The following is an 18,470-nucleotide window of genomic DNA, read 5'->3' on the forward strand; positions in this document are numbered from 1 at the left end:
TGTCTGGCTCGCCAGGCACTTACACCTATCGGTTATTCGTTTTGTTAAAGAGCGGGCTGACTTCGTTTCGTTGCGTCGTCAGCAGAGGAGGCGAACTATACCCAGCCAACCCACACCCGTCAACACCGGGAAGCGAAGAAAATTGCACAAATTCGCTAACCTATTGATTTGAATAAATACAAAAACACCGCCACACCGTTAATCTGACCGCGCTACACTGCGCATTCTGATTTTTGATGACGTAAACAATATTGATGAACTGGCTATTTGATCTGGATGAGACGCTGCATCACGCCGGCCATGCCGTATTTCCACGTATTAGCCAGCGCATGACCGACTATATCGTGCGGTACCTTGGCTATGACCTGCAGCAGGCCAATCTGCTACGCACACATTACTGGCGTCGTTACGGCGCCACCTTAGGTGGGCTGGTGCGCCATCACCACGTATCGGCAGACCACTTTCTGCGTTTCACCCACGACATGGACGAGCTGCTGCCCTGGATCAATTACAGCAATCGCTTACCACAGTTGCTGCGCAGCCTACCTGGTCGCAAGTGGGTATTTTCCAATGGTCCGCAACATTATGTAGAAGCCATTACCGCCCACCTGGGGATCGGACATCTGATTAGCCGCTGCTACGGCATGGAAGCACTGGACTACCAGCCCAAGCCGCACAGCAGTGGCTATCACCGGGTGTTGCGCGATGCCGGCCTGGCTGCCGGCAACTGTGTGATGATTGAAGATACTGCGGCCAACCTTAGAACGGCGAAACGCCTGGGCATGCAGACAGTGTGGATCAGCCCGACACTACGCAAACCGAGCTGGGTAGACTGGCGCATTACCGATTTGCGACAGCTAGCGACGCTGCCACTTGGCCGCTAACTGTTGCCACAGGCCAAGCCCCAGACACAGCAATGCTGTCGCTGGCCACAGGTCGGACAGAAAGTCCACTAGCGCACTCATATTGTGCAGATGCCCGTACGGCCAGCGGAACAAAGACAGGAAATCGGCCTGAACACCGCCCAGCGGCCATAACACGGCGGCAGTCTGAGCAATGGCCAGCGCAAGAATCGCGAGGAATGTCTGCACCATGCGACTACATCGAGCCAGCAACCAGGACAGTAGAAAGCCGGCAGCCCAGCCGGTTATCAGATGCGGATTTACCCACTGAAAAAATGCAAACGGCTTGAGCAACGCACCGGCAGCCAGCAACTTGAGTAGCCAGGCCGACAGCAGCAGCAGGAAAATGAACTTGCCGCGTTCTGCCTTGTTGGCAACAAAACAGGTAATGAACAGACAGACGGCCAGCATATTGCTGGCAGCCCCGCCGGCCTCCAGCAGAAACAGGAACAGCCGCGGGTTTTCCAGTGGTGAAAGATACGGTTGTGGCAGGCCTTGCGGGTAGGCAACCACCCCGAACAGCGGCAACGCGGGGTTAAGCTGGGTAAGAAACCATAGCCCCATCGCCAGCAGCGCGTAATCGACCGCACTGCCGGCAACAAAATGACGGCGACGCCACTGCCACAGATGATGCCAGTGCTTACGCAGCCAGGGAGAAACCGCCAGTACCGCCCCGAGCAATGCCCCCGCCAGATTGCACAGCACATCCAGATTGGAAGCAATGCGCGTCGGCAGGAACTCCTGCAGAAATTCGACACTGATGCTGGTCAGCGCCGCAACCAGCAGGGCAAGCAGCAGTGAAAACCAGCGCGGCACCAGCAACAACGCCAGACTGAAACCGTAGGGAATGTAGATCAGCAGGTTGGCCGCATTATCAAACAGCCGGGTGTAGTAAGGCAGTGGATAGAACAGGAACTCAAACAGCGGGCGCCCGCTATAGCTCCAACCGGAAAAGGGATACAGGCTAAGAAAGACGATGATGACCGCATTGATCAGTGCGGCATACAGCGCCACATGACTATGAGACGCGCGAGCGGGAAAGGCGGCCATCGCCAGATTCATTCCGGAGAAATAACCGGGCAAGGATACCCAGCCCCCTGTGCTGGCACAAGGAAGTAACGGCAAAAAGGGGCGCCACAGCGCCCCTTTCAGATAAATACAGCTAGCCCCAAATTAGAACTTGGTGCCGATACCTACACCGAATACCCACGGATTGATTTTCAGGGTACCCAGATCACTGCCACCAGCACTTACGTCGGTCTTGATGTAAATCTTCTTCACATCAACGTTAACGAACCAGTCCTTGTTGATAGCGATGTCGGTACCGACCTGCAGTGCGCCACCCCAGCTATTGCTATCTACATCAATTTTGGTGCCATTTGGCAATTGCAGATCGTTCTTGTAGAAGCGGGTGTAGTTGACACCAGCACCTACGTACGGACGAATCTGACCTTCCGGGTTGAAGTGATACTGCAGGGTAACGGTCGGCGGCAGATGGTTGATCTTACCCAGCGACCCCAGGTCGGAGGTCACTTCATGACGGGCAGTGCCAAGGATCAGCTCGGCACCAATATTGTTGGTGATCATGTAAGTGAAGTCCAGTTCCGGTACGGTCTGGTCATCTACATCAACATGTACGGCTGCCAAGGTCTGATCCGTCTTCACATCCGGGCTCACATTGATGATGCGCAGGCGAGCCAGGATGTCACCCTGGGCAGCAAAAGCGGAACTGGACAGCGCAGCAACCAGAGCGGCAATGGCGAACTTTTTCATATTTATCTCCAAGCATTTAGCAGACAGTCGAACTGTGCGCAGCCACTGCCAGCGGTTGACTTGCCAGTAAGCGGACAGTAGCTTGCGACGTTGGAGAAAGCTTAACCCTGCGCTGCCAAGGGCTTTTTGCGCTAGATCATGAAAGCAACATGAAATACAACGACCTGCGGGACTTCATGTCCCAGCTTGAATCGCAAGGCGAACTCAAGCGCATTCAGGTGCCGGTATCGCCGCACCTGGAAATGACCGAAATCGGCGACCGCGTGCTGAAGGCCGGCGGCCCGGCGCTGCTGTTCGAGCAGCCGCAACAGGGCGACAAACGCTATGACATCCCGGTGTTGGCCAACCTGTTCGGCACCCCCAAACGGGTAGCAATGGGCATGGGCGCGTCTGACGTGATGGAGTTACGCGAAATCGGCAAGACCTTGGCCTACCTGAAGGAGCCGGAGCCACCCAAGGGACTGCGCGATGCCTGGGACAAGCTGCCGCTGTTGAAGCAGGTGCTGTCGATGGCGCCGAAGGAAGTCAAGAAGGCGCCGTGCCAGGACATCGTGTGGGAAGGCGACGAGGTCGATCTGGCCCGCCTGCCTATCCAGCACTGCTGGCCCGGCGACGTGGCACCGCTGATCACCTGGGGCCTGACCGTTACCCGCGGCCCGCACAAAAAGCGGCAGAACCTGGGCATCTACCGCCAGCAGGTGATAGGCCGCAACCGCGTGATCATGCGCTGGCTGGCGCACCGTGGCGGCGCGCTGGACTACCGCGAATTCCGTGCGGCCAACCCGGACAAGCCCTACCCGGTGGCGGTGGTGCTGGGCTGCGACCCGGCCACCATCCTGGGCGCGGTGACGCCGGTGCCGGACACGCTGTCCGAATACCAGTTTGCCGGCCTGCTGCGCGGCAGCCGCACCGAACTGGTGAAATGCATCGGTTCCGACCTGCAAGTGCCGGCCAGTGCCGAAATCGTGCTGGAAGGCCACATTCACCCGAATGACATGGCGATGGAAGGCCCGTACGGCGACCACACCGGCTACTACAACGAACAGGACAGCTTCCCGGTATTCACCATCGACCGCATCACCATGCGCGAGAACCCGGTGTACCACAGCACCTATACCGGCAAGCCGCCGGATGAGCCGGCAGTGCTGGGTGTGGCACTGAACGAGGTGTTCGTGCCCATCCTGCAGAAGCAGTTTCCGGAGATCGTCGATTTCTACCTGCCGCCGGAAGGCTGCAGCTACCGCATGGCGGTGATCAGCATCAAGAAGCAGTACCCCGGCCACGCCAAGCGCGTGATGATGGGCTGCTGGAGCTTCCTGCGCCAGTTCATGTACACCAAGTTCATCGTGGTGGTGGACGACGACGTGAACACCCGCGACTGGAAGGAAGTGATCTGGGCTATCACTACCCGCATGGACCCGGTGCGCGATACCACGCTGATCGACAACACCCCGATCGACTACCTGGACTTTGCCAGCCCCATTTCCGGGCTGGGCGGCAAGATGGGGCTGGATGCCACCAACAAGCTGCCGGGCGAGACCAACCGTGAGTGGGGCACCCCCATCGTGATGGATGCCGACACTCGCCAGCGCGTGGATGGGCTGTGGCAGCAACTGGGGCTGTGAGCACCGGAAAGTGGCGGCCAGACCCGGCCGCCGCTGTTATCATGCCGCTTCTGATTTCTGAAAGAGTTTCACACCATGACCAACGCCAACTCCCGTAACCGCCTGAAACGCCTGAACAGCCGCCAGCGCAAAAAACTGCGCGTCGGCGAATTCCAGGAACTGGGCTTTACCGTAGTCGCCACACTGAGCTGCGACGAAGCCGCCAGCGACGCGTTCCTGAACGACTGGCTGGAAGCCGTGGATGCACAAGGCGTGAGCTTTGGCGGCCACTACAACCAGGGCGAACTGGACGGCATCGTGTTCCCGGTTGGCGCCGCGACGATTACCGCCGAGCTGCGCTCCGCGCTGGTGGCCTGGCTGCAGGGCCGTAAGGAAATCACCCAGCTGCAGGCCGGCGAGTTGATGGACGTGTGGCACAGCCACTGGTAAGCCGACGGCCTACCAGCTGCATAGCAAACGGCTCCCGCGGGAGCCGTTTTTCATGTGGACGTCGCAGCTAGCGCAACGCCTGCCGTGCATACCCCAGCAGACCGTCGCTACCGTGTCGGTGGCAGGCCGCCACGCAACGTTGGCCGCAGCGCCACAGTGGCCGCAACAGCCGTGCCGGACGCGGCACCGCCAGCAGCTGCGCCCAGTAGTGCATGCCGGCATCGAAGCAATCGTAGCCCAGCGCCAACCAGTGGCGCCGCAGCTGCTGCTGCCAGCGCGGCCAGTCATCGCTGCCGTTGGCCGCATCCAGCCACAGATGCGCGCAGCTCAGCCCTTGCGCGCGATGCCAGGCCTGCCAGCTTTGCCGCTGCGCCCGCTGGCAACGCAGCCAGGCATCCGGTAACGCTGCAACCCTTTCCCGCAACAGAGCAGCCATGGCACCCCCGATTGTGCAATGCAACAATCGTGGTATAGCCCACCCGCCGCGCTCAGACCAGCTCTTTTTCCAGCCACACGATGGCATCGTCCGGCGCCCGCGGATGCGGCTCTTCGCCGCTACGCACGTAGCCGCAGCGCAGATAGAACGCCAGGTTGCCCGGCAGCTTGCGACGGATCGACAGCCGCAGCCGCGCATAACCGTGCGCTTGCGCCAGCGGCTCCAGCCAGGCCAGCAACTGTTGGCCGCAGCCGTGGCCCTGCCACTGCGGCAACACCGCCACCCGCTTGATCTCTGCCACCCCGGCGCAATCGGTCGGCAACAGGCAGGCGGTCGCCACCGCCCTGCCCTCCAGCTCGCCGATGGCGAACAACTGCCCCTGCGCCAGCCGCTGTGTCAGCGTGGCCGCATCCTCATCCAGCGCCGTCGGGCGGCTGGACACCACCGCCTGCAGCGGGCCAAACGCCGCCTGCAACAGTGCGTGCAGGATGTCCACATCCGCCGGCCCGGCCAAGCGGCATGCAAGCTTGTCCATGCTCTCTCCCCACTCATCGTTGCCAGCCTAACAGAAGCAAAAAAATGCCGCGGCATCTTGCGACGCCGCGGCCAAGCTTCTTCACGTTACAGAGAGGGAGGGTAAATCTACAGTTGCAGCCAGCGCGGGCTGGTCAGCGCCGCCGGTTGCAGCACGGTGTCCAGCTGCGCCTGGGTGAGCAGCCCACGGCGCAGCACGATGTCGTAGACGCTGCAGCCGGTCTGGTGTGCTTCGGTCGCCACTTCGGTGGCGGCGGCATAGCCGATATAGGGGTTGAGCGCGGTCACCAGCCCCACCGAGCGGTGCACACTGTCGCGCAGGTAGTCGATATTGGCGGTGATGCCCACCACGCAGTTGTCGCGCAGCGTGTCGCAGGCATTGGCCAGGTGGCTGACGCTGCGGAACAGGCTGTAGGCGATCACCGGCTCGAAGGCATTGAGCTGCAGCTGGCCGGCTTCCGCCGCCATGGTCACCGTCATGTCGTTGCCGATCACCTCGTACGCCACCTGGGTCACCACTTCCGGAATCACCGGGTTCACCTTGCCCGGCATGATGGACGAGCCGGCCTGCCGCGCCGGCAGGTTGATCTCGCCCAGGCCGGCACGCGGGCCGGACGACAGCAGGCGCAGGTCGTTGCAGCTCTTGGACAGCTTTACCGCCACGCGCTTGAGCACGCCGGACAGCTGCACGAAGGCGCCGCAATCCTGAGTGGCCTCGATCAGGTTGGGTGCGGTCTCCAGCGCGAGGCCAGTCAGCGCCGACAGTTTCTCGCACACCAGCGGCGTGTAATCCGGGTGGGCGGTGATGCCGGTGCCGATGGCGGTGGCACCCAGGTTGATTTCCAGCATCAGCGCACTGGCCTCGTACAACCGCTGCTCGTCCTCGCCCAGCATCACCGCATAGGTGCGGAACTCCTGCCCCAGCGTCATCGGCACCGCGTCCTGCAGCTGGGTACGGCCCATCTTCAGCACGTCGGTAAACTCGTCGGCCTTGTCATCAAAGGCATCGCGCAGCCGGGCCATGGCCGCCAGCAGGCGCTGCACGCCCCAGAAGGTGGCCAGCCGCAGCGCGGTGGGATACACGTCGTTGGTGCTCTGCCCCATGTTGACGTGCTCATTGGGGTGCAGCTGCTGGTACTCACCCTTGGCGTGGCCCAGCAGCTCCAGCGCGCGATTGGCGATCACCTCGTTGGCGTTCATATTGGTGGAGGTGCCGGCGCCGCCCTGGATCACGTCGACCACGAACTGGTCATGCAATTTGCCGGCGCGGATTTCCTCGCAGGCCAGCACGATAGCGTCCTTGTGGTGGTCGCTCAGCAGCCCCAGCTGGTGGTTGGCCTGCGCCGCCGCCTGCTTGATCACCGCCAGCGCACGGATCAGATCACCGTAACTGGCGATAGTCTGCCCGGTGATGGGAAAGTTCTCGATGGCACGCAGGGTATGCACGCCCCAGTAAACATGCGCCGGCACTTCGCGGTCGCCGAGCAGATCGTGTTCCAGACGGATGGACATGGTGGCGCTCTCTTGCGTGGTTTGGATGCCGCGCACTGTAGCGCCGCCCGCCGACACGCCGCCAATTCCGAATGCCGATTGCCCCATGCAAGACTTGCATGATCCGCAAACGCGCCGGCTGCCGACGCAAAAATGGCCGCATCGCGCGGCCATCTGCAGGCTATCTATGTGCTACACCGCCGGATAGCGTGCGGCCAACCTTTGCCATAAACCATCCAGTGCCGGCAGCTCGCGGCGCGCATCACGGTAGACGCGGATCTCCATCTGCAGTGACCAGTCGTCGTCGCCGGCCAGCGCGAGCTGTCCGCCGGCCAGTTCGCGCTGTACCGTACTGTGCGGCAGGAAGGCGATGCCGTGCCCTTCCAGCACCATCGCCTTCAGCCCCTCGGCCATATCGGTTTCGAAGCACTGCTGCAGCACCGCCGGCTGCGGCACCCGCTCCAGGATCAGCTCCACCATGCGGTGGAAGTAGGCATTGGGGCCATAGGCCAGAAACGGGATCGGCAGCCGCGCCTCACCCGGCAGCTGCCATTCCGCGGTGCCGTCCGCCAGCTGGCGGGTGAACGGCCGCAGCGTCTCGCTGCCCAACACCAACGCCTGGTAGCGGTCGCCCGGCAGCTCCACCGGGTGGCGCGGATGGTGGTAGCACAGCATCAGGTCGGCGTGGCCTTCCGCCAGCGCCACCACCGCATCGTGCACATTGTGCGCCAGCAGGCGCCAGGCGATGTCGCCGACCGACTCGCGCTCTTCCGCCAGCCAGCGCGGCACGAAGCCGAACGACAGCGTGTGCGGCACCGCCAGCGTCAGCGTGGCGGCATCGGCCGCCTGTAGCGCACGCAGCTGGCTGCGGGTGGACGACAGCTCGCCCACCAGCAGGCGCGCCTTTTCGCGCAGCATCTCGCCGGCCGGCGTCAGCTGTGTCGGCCAGGTGGTGCGGTCGATCAGATCGGCGCCCAGCCAGCTCTCCAGCGCCTTGATGCGGCGCGAGAATGCCGGCTGCGTCAGGTGGCGCAGCTCGGCCGAGCGGGTAAAGCTGCCGGTTTCGGCCAGCAGCAGAAAATCTTCCAGCCAACGGGTATCCATCGGGCACTCCAGCACAAGTTGGCCGCATGCTACACCACTGCACGCCAGACGCAAAAAAGCCGCCCGTAGGCGGCTGTCTGGTGCGGCGGCAGGCAGCGGCGATCAGGCCTGCTGCTTGGCGTACGCCGGCTCCAGCTCCTGACGCGGTTCCGGATCGATATCGTCGTCCTCGTCCAGCTCCGGCTGGGCGGCACCCAGCGCATTTTCGCTCTTGGCTACCACGCTGGCGGCAATAGCGTTGCCCAGCACGTTGGTGGCGGAACGGCCCATGTCCAGGAAGTGATCCACGCCCAGCAGCAACAGCAGGCCGGCTTCCGGGATGTTGAACTGCGCCAGGGTGGCGGCAATCACCACCAGCGAGGCGCGCGGCACGCCGGCCATGCCCTTGGAGGTCACCATCAGGATCAGCATCATGGTGATTTCCTGCGACAGCGACAGGTTAATGCCGTAGGCCTGGGCGATGAAGATGCTGGCAAAGGTGCAGTAGATCATCGAGCCATCGAGGTTGAACGAGTAGCCCATCGGCAGCACGAAGCTGGCGATGCGGTCGCTGCAACCGAAGCGCTTCAGGCGATCCAGCGTCTTGGGGTAGGCGGCCTCGGAGCTGGCGGTGGAGAACGCCAGCAGCGCCGGCTCGCGCACCGCGGCCAGCAGTTCGAACACGCGGCGCCCCAGGAACACGCTACCCATCAGCAGCAGACACGTCCACAGCATGCCCAGCGTCAGGTAGAACTGCGCCATGAAGCTGCCGTAGGTGGACAGGATGCCCAGGCCTTCCTTGGCCACCATGCTGGCAATCGCCGCGAACACCGCAAACGGCGCGAAGTTCATCACGTAGCCGGTGACTTTCAGCATGATGTGCGCCACCGCGTCGATGGCGTCGATCAGGCCACGGGCCTTGTCGCCGACGGCGGCCGCGGCGGTGCCGAAGAATACCGAGAACACCACGATGGACAGGATTTCGTTCTTGGCCAGCGCATCGAACACGCTCTTGGGAATCAGGTGGCCGATGAAGTCCTTCAGCGTCAGCGCACCCTTCTCGATGCCGGAGCTGGCGGTCACGTCCGGCAGCGGCAGGCTCAGGCCCACGCCCGGCTTCAGCAGGTTCACCATGATCAGGCCCAGCGACAGCGACACGAACGACGCGGTCACGAACCAGCCCATGGTCTTGGCGCCGATGCGGCCAACGGTGGCCGAGTCGCCCATGCGTGCGATGCCCACCACCAGGGTGGAGAACACCAGCGGCGCGATGATCATCTTGATCAGGCGCAGGAAGATGTCGGTCAGAATGGAAAGCTGGTCGGCGAAGGCGGTAATGGCCTCCGGGCTGCCAGCCATTTCACGCCAGCCGTAGCCAGCAGCAATACCCAGCACCATGGCGGCCAGGATCATTGCGGTAAGTCGGTTGATTTTCACGGTGGTTTCCCTGTGCTGTCGTCACTGAAAACCTCCTTTGTAGTGCGCTGACCGGTCGTTGCCGCTCATTATCGTTGGCCTTCTTGGAGGCCTGTATTGCCGGCGGGGACCGGCCTTCATCGCGGACGCTGTCGACATCCGTCGTGAAGGGGTGGGATTAAAGCAGAAAACGCTGCGCTTGCCAGCCCTCCGTTTTCCCTATTGCCACAAAAAACCCCGTCGGCATGCGACGGGGTGCGAGAAGACCACAGCGACACACGCGGCACCATCAGCCCCTGCCGGCCTGGCTCACCCAGTCGGCCGTGGCCGCCGCGGCCTTGAATTCATGCACCACGCCCTGCAGCAGCGCAAACGCCTGGGCGGCATCCAGCTGCTGGCAGGCGGCGGCCAACGTTTGCAGATGGCGCCCCAGCTCGTCGGCCGGCAGGTGGTATTCCTGCGCCCGCATGATGCGCGGGTGATCGGTGGCCAGCACGCCGTCGCCGATCAGCAGCTCCTCGTACAGCTTCTCGCCCGGGCGCAGCCCGGTGCAGCGGATCTCGATATCGCCGTGCGGATGCTGCTCGTCGCGCACCTCAAGTCCGGACAGGTGCACCATGCGCCGCGCCAGATCGATGATCTTCACCGGCTCGCCCATGTCCAGCACGAACACGTCACCGCCCTGCCCCATCGCGCCGGCCTGGATCACCAGTTGCGCCGCTTCGGGAATGGTCATGAAGTAGCGGGTGATGTCCGGGTGCGTCAGCGTCACCGGGCCGCCGTTGGCAATCTGCTGCTTGAACAGCGGCACCACCGAGCCGGAGCTGCCCAGCACATTGCCGAAGCGCACCATCACGAAGCGGGTACGGCTGCCGGCGGCGTGGCGCGCCTGCAGTGCCAGCTCCGCCAGCCGCTTGGTGGCACCCATCACATTGGTTGGCCGCACCGCTTTATCGGTAGAAATCAGTACGAAGGTGGCGACGCCAGCGTCTTCTGCCGCCTGCGCGCAGGTATCGGTGCCGAAGGCGTTGTTGACGATGCCGGCCACCGGGTTGTGCTCCACCATCGGCACATGCTTGTAGGCGGCGGCGTGGTACACGGTGTCCACCGCAAACGCCCGCATCACCGAAGTCAGCCGCGCCAGGTCGGTAACATTGCCCAGCACCGGCAGCCGCTCCACCGTCGGCGCCATCCGCGCCAGCTCCTGGTCGATGCTGTACAGCGCGAACTCGGTCAGCTCGAACAGCACGATGCGCGCCGGCTGCTGCTTGACGATCTGGCGGCACAGCTCGGAGCCGATGGAGCCACCGGCGCCGGTGACCATCACCACCTTGCCGGTGATGTTGGCCGCCAGCAGCTCGCCGCGCGGCGGCACCGGGTCGCGGCCGAGCAAGTCTTCGATATCCACCTCGCGCAGCTCGTCCACCCGCACCTCACCGGACACCAGGTCGGCCATGCCCGGCAGGCGCTTGATCGGCACATGCAGGGTTTCCAGCTGCTCCAGAATCTGGCGGTGGCGCCCACGGCTGGCCGATGGTATCGCCAGCAGGATCAGCTCGGCCGCGGTGTCGGCCAGCAGTGCGGCCAACGTTTGCGGGTCATGTACCATCAGACCGCGATAGGTGCGGCCCCACAGCTGCGGGTTGTCGTCGACAAACGCCAGTGGCCGGTACTCGCGCCCTTCCTGCAACGCCGCCATCAGCTGCAGGCCGGCGCGGCCGGCGCCGTAGATGACCACCGGCCGCCGCGGCGCATCCAACGCATCGATACGGCGCACCACCCCGCGCAGCAGGAAGCGGCTGCCGCCGATGTAGGCAATGGCGAACACCCAGAAGATGATGATGGAGGTACGCGGAAAGGCGCCGATGCCGGCCATCAAGATCACCGCCATCAACAGCAGCACCGACAGCGACACGCCGACGAACACGGTGTACACGATGCGGTCGTCCAGAAACTTCAGCACCGCGCGGTACAGCCCCAGCTTGATGAAGATCGGCAGCACCCACAGCGGCGGCACCGCGAAAATCCACAGGTAGGCATCCAGTTTCGGGTCCCAGTTGCCGCCCAGGCGCAGCAGCACCGCGCTCCACAGCGCCAGCGGCAACAGCAGCGCATCCAGCAGCATCAGCAGCGCCATCTTGTGATGGCGCGAGAAGGAAAGCAGTTTGTCCAGCATGTCAGCTCTTGTAATGGGTTCCGCCATTCACGGCATCGCCGCGCCGATGGCCTGGCGCAGCGGGATGCCGCTCGGATCAAAGTCGTCCAGGCAACACACGTTGATGCCGAAATTGTCCGGCGTCACGCGCTTGCGATGAAACGGGTAAATACCGCACACCTTGCAGAAGAAATGCCGTGCGGTATGGGTATGAAACTGGTACTCGCTCAAGCTGTCCGCGCCGGCCAGCAGGCGGAACTGGCTCTCGTGCACCTTCACCATCAGCGCGTTCTTCTTGCGACACAGCGAGCAGTCGCACATAGTCAGCTCGGGAAAATCGCTGCGAATCTCGAACTGCACCGCGCCGCAATGGCAGCTGCCGCGATAAGTCTGTTCCGGTCGGCTCATGGCGCCCCCTCAGCGGGTAATGATCTTCAGCAAGGTGGCGAGGATGATCTGCACATCCCCGGCCAAGGTGTAGCTTTGCGCATAGCGCAGGTAATAGCCGAGCTTTTCCGGCAACACCTGCTCGATGTAGGCGCGTTCCGGGTCGGCAGCCTTACCCAGGATCTGGTTCTCGTCGATCATCCTGATCGACGCCCAGTCGGTAATGCCCGGGCGTACCGACAGCACAATGTCGCGCACCGCGGCCGGGTAATGCGCCACGTATTTGGGCACTTCCGGGCGCGGGCCGACCAGGCTCATGTCGCCGTACAGCACGTCCAGCAATTGCGGCAGTTCGTCCAGCTTGGTCTTGCGCAGGATGTGGCCGGCGCGGGTAACGCGACTGTCCGCGCCCACCGTCAGCTGGCCGGCGGCCTCGGCATTGATGCGCATGGTGCGGAACTTGTGGATGCGGAACAGCCGGCCGCCGCGCCCTACCCGCAGCTGGCGGAAGAACACCGGGCCGGGCGAATCCAGCTTCACCCACAGGCCGATCAGCAGCAGCAGCGGCCACAGCAGCCACAGCCCGGCCACTACCGCCAGCAGGTCAAACAGCCGCTTCAGCAGCGGCGAGCCGTGGGATGCGGCCAACGTTGGCCGCAGATTATCAGGCATCTCGCTCATTACTTACCCAGCAGCTGGCGCACGGCGGCAATCACGCGGCTCTGGTCGTCGTCCGTCATGCGGGTGTACAGCGGCAGCGTCACCTCGGCTTCGAACGCGGCATCGGCTACCGGGAAGCTTTCGCGTTTGAGGCTGTAGCCATCGCGCCATACCGGCTGGCGGTGCAGCGGGATGAAGTGCACCGAGCAGCCGATGCCCAGCTCGGCCATGCGCACGATAAAGTCATCGCGGCTGATGCCGGCTTCCGGCTTGAGGCGCACCGGGTACAGGTGCCAGGCGTGATTGCTGCCGGCCTCCGTGGGGCGCGCCGGCAGAATCAGCGGCAGGTCGGCCAGCTCGGCGTCGAAGCGTGCGGCCAAGGTTTCGCGTTTCTTCAGGAAGGCGTTGATCTTCTTCAGCTGATGGATGCCCATCGCCGCGGCGGTGTCCGGCATGTTGTACTTGTAGCCGGGGGCGACCACCTCGTAGTACCAGGCCGGGGTCTTGGAGGTGTAGCGGTCGAAGGCGTCGCGGCTGATGCCGTGCAGGCGCATCACCTTGCAGCGCGCAATGATGTCCTTGTTTTTGGATACCACCATGCCACCCTCGCCGGTGGTCATGGTCTTGTTGGCGTAGAAGCTGAACACCGTCACATCGGAATCCAGCGTACCGATCAGCTTGCCCTTGTAGTAGGTGGGCATGGCGTGAGCGGCGTCTTCGACGATCTTCAGGCCGTGCTCGCGGGCAATGGCAATGATCGCGTCCATGTCGCAGGCCAGGCCGGCAAAGTGCACCGGCATGATGGCGCGGGTCTTGGCCGTGATCGCGACGCGGATCGCCTCCGGGCGGATGTTGAACGTCACCGGATCGACGTCCACGATCACCGGATGGGCGCCCAGATAGCGCACCACCTCGGCGGTAGCGGTAAAGGTGTAGGACGGCACGATCACCTCGTCGCCCTCCTTCACCCCTACCGCTTCCAGCGCCAGGTGCAGGCCGGCGGTGGCGGAGTTGACGGCAATCGCCTCCACGCCGTCACCGATAAACGCCGCAAAATCGGCCTCGAACTGCTTGGTCTTGGGGCCGGTGGTTACCCAGCCGGAACGCAGCGCGTCGACCACTTCGTTGATTTCGTCTTCGCCGATATCCGGCAGTGCAAACGGGAGAAACTTCTGTTCAGCCATTGTCTTGTCTTTCGTTCATTCCGGCCGGCAACACCAGCCGGTTCATCATTCTTGTGGCCAACGTTGGCCGCGTCACTCATGCCATGTGTCGGCGGAACGCCGCGCGGCGGCTTCCGCCCTACTTGAGCTTGTCAGCCAGTTGCTTGCCGATCTTCTGCGTCGGCAGCTCCACCAGGCGGTTGATGGCCACGGCCATATACCAGGTAGCCACCAGCGCGATGGCCACCATCAGCCACCACGGGGTGCCGTATTGTGCCAGCGCGAACAGGATGGCGTAACCGGCCACCGAGTGGCACACGTACCAGGCGTAGCTGACACCGGCCACCCGCGTCAGCAACGGCGCGGCGACCAGCCGCGGCCACAGCGCGCCGGCGACGAACAACGCCACGCCGATGCCGTAGCTGGCGTACAACTCTACCGAGCCCCAGTTGCTCACCCACACGAACAGGCCCAGCATGGCGAGGAAGTGCAGCACGGTTTCCCATTTGCCGGCCTGCCCGGTCTGGTAGAAGTACAGCCAGCAGCCGGCGAACATCAGCGGAAAGTAGCAGACGATGGTCTGTAAACCGTTGGACGGAGCCAACTGGCACAGCCACACCACCAGCGGCAATAGCAGCCAGATCGCCCACTTGATGCGCCGGCCGCTGAGCGTGAACGCCGCGCCGAGCATGGCGTAGAACCACAGTTCCACCTTCAGCGTCCACATCACCGGGTCGATGTTGCGCCCGCCCAGCCAATCCTGGAACGCGATGCTGGCGTGGCCCAGTACGTCGGCGCGGGTCACGTCGAACTCGCCATCCGGTAGCAGGGAGGCCAGCCACAGCGCGCCTACAGTCAGCGCCAGCCCGGCCCAGTAGGTGGGATAAATACGAAAAAAACGCGACACCGCAAAACGCACCACGCCCATGCGAGTGAGCGACAGCGGGATCAGCAGCCCGGAGATCAGCAGGAACAGCCCCACCCCCACCGCGCCGAGGTTGAACGGCAGCACGAAGGAAGCGCCGTGGTAGCCGTCCAGCGGCGGCAGGTGCATCACCTCGCCGATGCGGTCGCGGCGCTGCCAGAAGATCTGCGTGTAGTGGAACAGCACCACGGCCAGCATGGCCAGCCCGCGCAGGCCGTCGGCAAAGTCGAAACGGAGGTGTTGTTGCTGGTTCATACCTGTCCTTGTGTGATGCGGCCAACGTTGACCGTGCTATTTGCGCTGCGCTGCCGTCGCCGCGGCAATGTCTATACCTGGCGGCCGACTCGGGCCGCAGCCTTAACGGATGCCCTGCAAAAAGCGTCTGGCCAGCACCGCGTAGTCGTGCTTGGCCAGCACGTACGCCTTGCCGGCGGCGCCCATGCGCCCGCGCTGGTTCGGCGTCAGTGCCGCCATGCGCCGCAGGCCGTCGGCGATGGCCGCCGGGTCTTCCGCGCCGACACTGATGCCGGCACCGGCATCAAGCACCATGTCGTTGCCGGCCTCTACCGAGTGCAGCACCGGCTTGGCGGCCATCAGGTAGTCGAACAGCTTGTTGGGGTTGATGCCGAAGCGGTAGATCGGCAGCTTGCGCCAGCCGATGTACAGCGCGTCACACTCGGCCAGAAAGGCCGGCACCGCGCGCTTGGGAATCGCCGGCAGGAAGCTGACATTGCCCAGCCCCAGCTGCTGTGCCTGTGCCTGCAGCGCCGCCTTGTCCGGGCCGTCGCCGACCAGCACGATGTGCAGGCCGGCGTCCGCCGGCAGCAGGCTGGCCGCCTGCAGCAGGAAGTCCAGCGCGTTGGCCAGACCGTGGCCGCCGGCATAGCCGACGATGAAACGCTTGTCGGCTTTCAGCTCTGCCAGTCGCATGCGGTGTTCGGCCGGCAGCGGCTCACTGGCGCCCTGCCACTCGGCCACGTCCACACCGTTGGGAATCACCACGTATTTTTCCGGCGCCATGCCGTGCTCAGTCATGTAGTCCTTCGCGCACGGCAGCATCGACACCACGGTGTCCGCCTTGCGGTAGCCGAAGTCCTCCGCCCACTGCAGCAGGCGGATGAACGGGTGCTTCGGGCTCATGCCGCCCACTTCCACCGGCGTCAGCGGCCACAGGTCGTGCACCTCGTACACCAGCTTGGCGCCGGTCTTGCCGGCGATGAAGGCCGCCGGCACGGTATCCAGCGGGTAGGTGGACGAGGCGATCACCACGTCCGGCCGCCACTCCTTGAGGTAGCGCCCGGACAGGCCCATCACCCGGCCGAGGAAACGGAAGATGTTGATCACCCGCTTCAGGCCGTTGCCTTCGTACTTCGGCGTCTTGCACCAGGTGTAGCGGATGCCGGCTATGTCCTCGTCGACATAGTTGGCCGCCAGCGTCGGATTGTGCTGGCGCAGGTGCGAGTAGTCCGCCGCCAGCATGTGCACTTCGTGCCCAGCCTTCACCCATTCGCGCGCCAGGTAGTAGGGGCGGAACTCCATGCCGTGCCGCGGGCTGCCGGCGTAGTGATTGATGTAGAGAATGCGCAAGTTACTGCTTTCTGAATTGGTTTAGCGCCGGCCCAGGCCGGCGCGCTGTGTGACGTGGCCTGCCCTGCGGCTACAACATGCCGGCGAGGATGTTGATCATCAGCGCCAGCACCGTGGTGTTGAACAGGAAGGACAGGATGCAATGCACGGTACCGATGCGCCGCATCTGCCGCGTGGCCAGACTGACATCAGCAGTCTGGGCCGAGGTACCGATCACCGCGGAAAAATAGAAAAAGTCGCCGTAGTCCGGGGTGTCATCGCCCGGAAACTGCAAGGCCGCCGGCGCGCCGCGCGCCAGACCGACAAAGTAGGTATGCGCGTAGTGCAGCGCGAACATGGTCTGGGTGAACAGCCACGACGTCAGGATGGTGAGCGCCGCCAGCGCCACATGGCTGGCGCGCAGCGCGCCGTGCAGCTGCCGCGCCGCCGACAGCTCCAGCGCAATCGCCAGCAGGCAGGTGATCGACGAACACACCACCAGCGCCAGGATGGTGCGCTGGCCCACGTCTTCGCGCAGCGCCTGGCGGCGGATATGCACCTCGCTGGCGCCGTACATCATGTGCGCGGCCAACAGCAGGTAGACCAGCGCGCCGGCGTTCCAGCCCAGCATGAACGCCGTCATGGTATGCAGCGGCAGCAGCGACTGGAACTGCACCAGCCACGCCACCGCCAGCCCCAGCAGGCCGGCCGACAGCAGCCGCGGCCGTGCCAGCAGCATGTGCAGCGGCAAGGCCGCGTGCGGGCGATGGGGTTTGGGCTTGGCCGCCGTCATCACGCCTCCCGTTTACGCCGCCAGCTGGCGATACAGTGCCAGCAGCTTGTCGCCCTCGGCCGCCCAACTGTATTTGGCCTGCACTGCGCGCTTGCCGGCATTGCCCATCGCCTGGGCGCGGGCATCGTCACCCAGCAGTTCGGCGACGGCATCGGCGATGGCGTGCGGGTCTTGCGGATCGACCAGCAGGCCGCAGCCGGCATCCTCGACAATGCCACGCCACAGCGGGAAATCGCTGGCGATCACCGGCATACCGGCGGCCATGTATTCGAACAGCTTGATCGGCAGCGATTCCACATAGCTGGGCGTCGGCAGCAGCGTCACCAGCCCTACCTTGCTCTGCGCCAGCACCGCGGCCACGCCGGCGCGGTCCAGCACGCCCAGATCATTGACACGGCTCCAGCCGGCCTCGCGCTGCAGCGCCGCCTTCAGCTCCGGCTCGCTCCAGATGCCGGCCAGGTTGAGGCGGGTGTCGGTGTCCGGCAAGGCGGCGATGATCGGCTCGATACCGCGGGTGCGGCTGATGCCGCCCAGGTAGCAGATCTCGTTGCGGCGGCTGGCCCACGGCGTATCGCGCACCAGCTCCTCCAGAATCGGGTAGTTGCACACGTCCACCGCGTGGCGGGCGCCGGCGCGTTCGAAGCGCTGGCGGATCACCGGCGTGGCGGCGACGATGGCGTCGAAACGGCGCGCAGCGTAGTCCTCCAGCGTTTCCACCCCGCGTGACACCCACGGTCGCGCCATGCCCGGAATCCAGTGCTTGGCCAGTACCTGGCGCGGCACGTCCTCGTGCACGTCGTACACCACCTTGATGCCGGCCTGCTGCAGGCGCAGCGCGGCGGGGATCAGCTCCGGGTCGTGAAAGTGCGCCACCTCCGGCATCAGCGCCAGCACCTTGTCGTATACCCGCTTCACCGTGCCGGTCATGCGTGCCAGCCGGCCGCCGCTCTTGGCGCCGACATCATGCAGCCGCACGCCGCGGTTGATCTCGTCGCCCAGCCCGTCGGCGACGATCAGGTGCACCTCGTGGCCGGCAGCGGCCAGGGTGGCGCACTCCTTGACGAAGATGCGGATGTCGTGGCGCGGGTGGGCGCTGGTGAGATGGGCGATTTTCATGTCTATGCTTTCCTGC

General features: G+C 64.0%; 18 protein-coding genes. 3 read left to right on the forward strand and 15 right to left on the reverse strand.

The genetic code is table 11. The features are described from left to right. Positions 1–254 precede the first annotated feature (254 nt). Entirely contained in the window at positions 255–884 is a 630-nt protein-coding gene (locus ABNW52_RS10040) for a pyrimidine 5'-nucleotidase (protein WP_349587136.1), read from the forward strand. Here ABNW52_RS10040 and ABNW52_RS10045 read toward each other — a convergent pair. Together ABNW52_RS10045 and ABNW52_RS10050 are read right to left on the reverse strand one after the other, a co-directional pair. Continuing rightward, positions 858–1,952, reverse strand: a complete 1,095-nt coding sequence (locus ABNW52_RS10045; RefSeq protein ID WP_349587138.1) for a VanZ family protein — start codon at positions 1,950–1,952, stop codon at positions 858–860. The genes ABNW52_RS10040 and ABNW52_RS10045 overlap by 27 nt on opposite strands. A gap of 123 nt (positions 1,953–2,075) precedes the next feature. Then, a complete protein-coding gene (locus ABNW52_RS10050; RefSeq protein ID WP_349587140.1) occupies positions 2,076–2,675 on the reverse strand; it encodes an OmpW/AlkL family protein in 600 nt (199 codons plus the stop codon). Positions 2,676–2,824: 149 nt separating this feature from the next. Between ABNW52_RS10050 and ubiD the strand changes: the two genes are divergently transcribed. Together ubiD and ABNW52_RS10060 are read left to right on the forward strand one after the other, a co-directional pair. Continuing rightward, a complete protein-coding gene (ubiD, locus tag ABNW52_RS10055; protein WP_349587142.1) occupies positions 2,825–4,300 on the forward strand; it encodes a 4-hydroxy-3-polyprenylbenzoate decarboxylase in 1,476 nt (491 codons plus the stop codon). A 75-nt stretch (positions 4,301–4,375) separates the two neighbouring features. Next, a complete protein-coding gene (locus ABNW52_RS10060) occupies positions 4,376–4,729 on the forward strand; it encodes a YggL family protein (protein ID WP_349587145.1) in 354 nt (117 codons plus the stop codon). 67 nt (positions 4,730–4,796) lie between these two features. On the opposite strand, the gene ABNW52_RS10065 is transcribed toward ABNW52_RS10060, so the two are convergent. The 13 genes from ABNW52_RS10065 to ABNW52_RS10125 all read right to left on the reverse strand — a co-directional run bounded on the left by ABNW52_RS10065 (position 4,797) and on the right by ABNW52_RS10125 (position 18,454). Next, positions 4,797–5,165: a hypothetical protein gene (locus tag ABNW52_RS10065; protein ID WP_349587148.1), complete on the reverse strand. Its 369-nt coding sequence runs from the start codon at positions 5,163–5,165 to the stop codon at positions 4,797–4,799. A 52-nt stretch (positions 5,166–5,217) separates the two neighbouring features. Continuing rightward, positions 5,218–5,700, reverse strand: coding sequence for a GNAT family N-acetyltransferase (locus tag ABNW52_RS10070; RefSeq protein WP_349587150.1), 483 nt, complete (start codon positions 5,698–5,700; stop codon positions 5,218–5,220). A gap of 107 nt (positions 5,701–5,807) precedes the next feature. Continuing rightward, on the reverse strand, positions 5,808–7,211 hold the full coding sequence (gene aspA / locus ABNW52_RS10075) for an aspartate ammonia-lyase (protein ID WP_349587151.1): 1,404 nt from the start codon (positions 7,209–7,211) through the stop codon (positions 5,808–5,810). Between the two features lie 171 nt (positions 7,212–7,382). Next, a complete protein-coding gene (locus tag ABNW52_RS10080; RefSeq protein ID WP_349587154.1) occupies positions 7,383–8,294 on the reverse strand; it encodes a LysR substrate-binding domain-containing protein in 912 nt (303 codons plus the stop codon). Between the two features lie 102 nt (positions 8,295–8,396). Then, the gene (locus ABNW52_RS10085) at positions 8,397–9,710 is read right to left on the reverse strand and encodes a dicarboxylate/amino acid:cation symporter (protein ID WP_349587156.1); all 1,314 of its coding nucleotides are present in this window, start codon (positions 9,708–9,710) and stop codon (positions 8,397–8,399) included. 268 nt (positions 9,711–9,978) lie between these two features. After that, positions 9,979–11,865 (reverse strand): polysaccharide biosynthesis protein, encoded by a 1,887-nt coding sequence (locus ABNW52_RS10090; RefSeq protein ID WP_349587159.1) that lies wholly within the window; start codon positions 11,863–11,865, stop codon positions 9,979–9,981. A 27-nt stretch (positions 11,866–11,892) separates the two neighbouring features. Beyond that, positions 11,893–12,252 (reverse strand): GFA family protein, encoded by a 360-nt coding sequence (locus tag ABNW52_RS10095; protein ID WP_349587161.1) that lies wholly within the window; start codon positions 12,250–12,252, stop codon positions 11,893–11,895. 9 nt (positions 12,253–12,261) lie between these two features. After that, positions 12,262–12,912 (reverse strand): sugar transferase, encoded by a 651-nt coding sequence (locus ABNW52_RS10100; RefSeq protein WP_349587164.1) that lies wholly within the window; start codon positions 12,910–12,912, stop codon positions 12,262–12,264. Beyond that, positions 12,912–14,075, reverse strand: a complete 1,164-nt coding sequence (locus tag ABNW52_RS10105) for a DegT/DnrJ/EryC1/StrS family aminotransferase (protein ID WP_349587167.1) — start codon at positions 14,073–14,075, stop codon at positions 12,912–12,914. Before ABNW52_RS10105 ends, ABNW52_RS10100 begins: the two co-directional genes overlap by 1 nt. 118 nt (positions 14,076–14,193) lie before the next feature. After that, positions 14,194–15,234, reverse strand: coding sequence for an acyltransferase family protein (locus ABNW52_RS10110; protein WP_349587169.1), 1,041 nt, complete (start codon positions 15,232–15,234; stop codon positions 14,194–14,196). Between the two features lie 102 nt (positions 15,235–15,336). Continuing rightward, positions 15,337–16,566, reverse strand: coding sequence for a glycosyltransferase family 4 protein (locus ABNW52_RS10115; RefSeq protein ID WP_349587172.1), 1,230 nt, complete (start codon positions 16,564–16,566; stop codon positions 15,337–15,339). A gap of 70 nt (positions 16,567–16,636) precedes the next feature. Further along, a complete protein-coding gene (locus tag ABNW52_RS10120) occupies positions 16,637–17,338 on the reverse strand; it encodes a DUF1345 domain-containing protein (RefSeq protein WP_349587174.1) in 702 nt (233 codons plus the stop codon). Positions 17,339–17,350: 12 nt separating this feature from the next. Then, a complete protein-coding gene (locus ABNW52_RS10125; RefSeq protein WP_349587177.1) occupies positions 17,351–18,454 on the reverse strand; it encodes a glycosyltransferase family 4 protein in 1,104 nt (367 codons plus the stop codon). Positions 18,455–18,470 lie beyond the last annotated feature (16 nt).

It is taken from the genome of Vogesella oryzagri, from assembly GCF_040148885.1.
Lineage (GTDB): Bacteria > Pseudomonadota > Gammaproteobacteria > Burkholderiales > Chromobacteriaceae > Vogesella > Vogesella oryzagri.

Coding starts and splice junctions, on each gene's coding strand:
- ABNW52_RS10040 (WP_349587136.1), top strand. CDS start 255: ATGAACTGGCTATTTGATCTGGATGAGACGCTGCATCACGCCGGCCAT.
- ABNW52_RS10045 (WP_349587138.1), bottom strand. CDS start 1,952: ATGGCCGCCTTTCCCGCTCGCGCGTCTCATAGTCATGTGGCGCTGTAT.
- ABNW52_RS10050 (WP_349587140.1), bottom strand. CDS start 2,675: ATGAAAAAGTTCGCCATTGCCGCTCTGGTTGCTGCGCTGTCCAGTTCC.
- ubiD (WP_349587142.1), top strand. CDS start 2,825: ATGAAATACAACGACCTGCGGGACTTCATGTCCCAGCTTGAATCGCAA.
- ABNW52_RS10060 (WP_349587145.1), top strand. CDS start 4,376: ATGACCAACGCCAACTCCCGTAACCGCCTGAAACGCCTGAACAGCCGC.
- ABNW52_RS10065 (WP_349587148.1), bottom strand. CDS start 5,165: ATGGCTGCTCTGTTGCGGGAAAGGGTTGCAGCGTTACCGGATGCCTGG.
- ABNW52_RS10070 (WP_349587150.1), bottom strand. CDS start 5,700: ATGGACAAGCTTGCATGCCGCTTGGCCGGGCCGGCGGATGTGGACATC.
- aspA (WP_349587151.1), bottom strand. CDS start 7,211: ATGTCCATCCGTCTGGAACACGATCTGCTCGGCGACCGCGAAGTGCCG.
- ABNW52_RS10080 (WP_349587154.1), bottom strand. CDS start 8,294: ATGGATACCCGTTGGCTGGAAGATTTTCTGCTGCTGGCCGAAACCGGC.
- ABNW52_RS10090 (WP_349587159.1), bottom strand. CDS start 11,865: ATGCTGGACAAACTGCTTTCCTTCTCGCGCCATCACAAGATGGCGCTG.
- ABNW52_RS10095 (WP_349587161.1), bottom strand. CDS start 12,252: ATGAGCCGACCGGAACAGACTTATCGCGGCAGCTGCCATTGCGGCGCG.
- ABNW52_RS10100 (WP_349587164.1), bottom strand. CDS start 12,912: ATGAGCGAGATGCCTGATAATCTGCGGCCAACGTTGGCCGCATCCCAC.
- ABNW52_RS10105 (WP_349587167.1), bottom strand. CDS start 14,075: ATGGCTGAACAGAAGTTTCTCCCGTTTGCACTGCCGGATATCGGCGAA.
- ABNW52_RS10110 (WP_349587169.1), bottom strand. CDS start 15,234: ATGAACCAGCAACAACACCTCCGTTTCGACTTTGCCGACGGCCTGCGC.
- ABNW52_RS10120 (WP_349587174.1), bottom strand. CDS start 17,338: ATGACGGCGGCCAAGCCCAAACCCCATCGCCCGCACGCGGCCTTGCCG.
- ABNW52_RS10125 (WP_349587177.1), bottom strand. CDS start 18,454: ATGAAAATCGCCCATCTCACCAGCGCCCACCCGCGCCACGACATCCGC.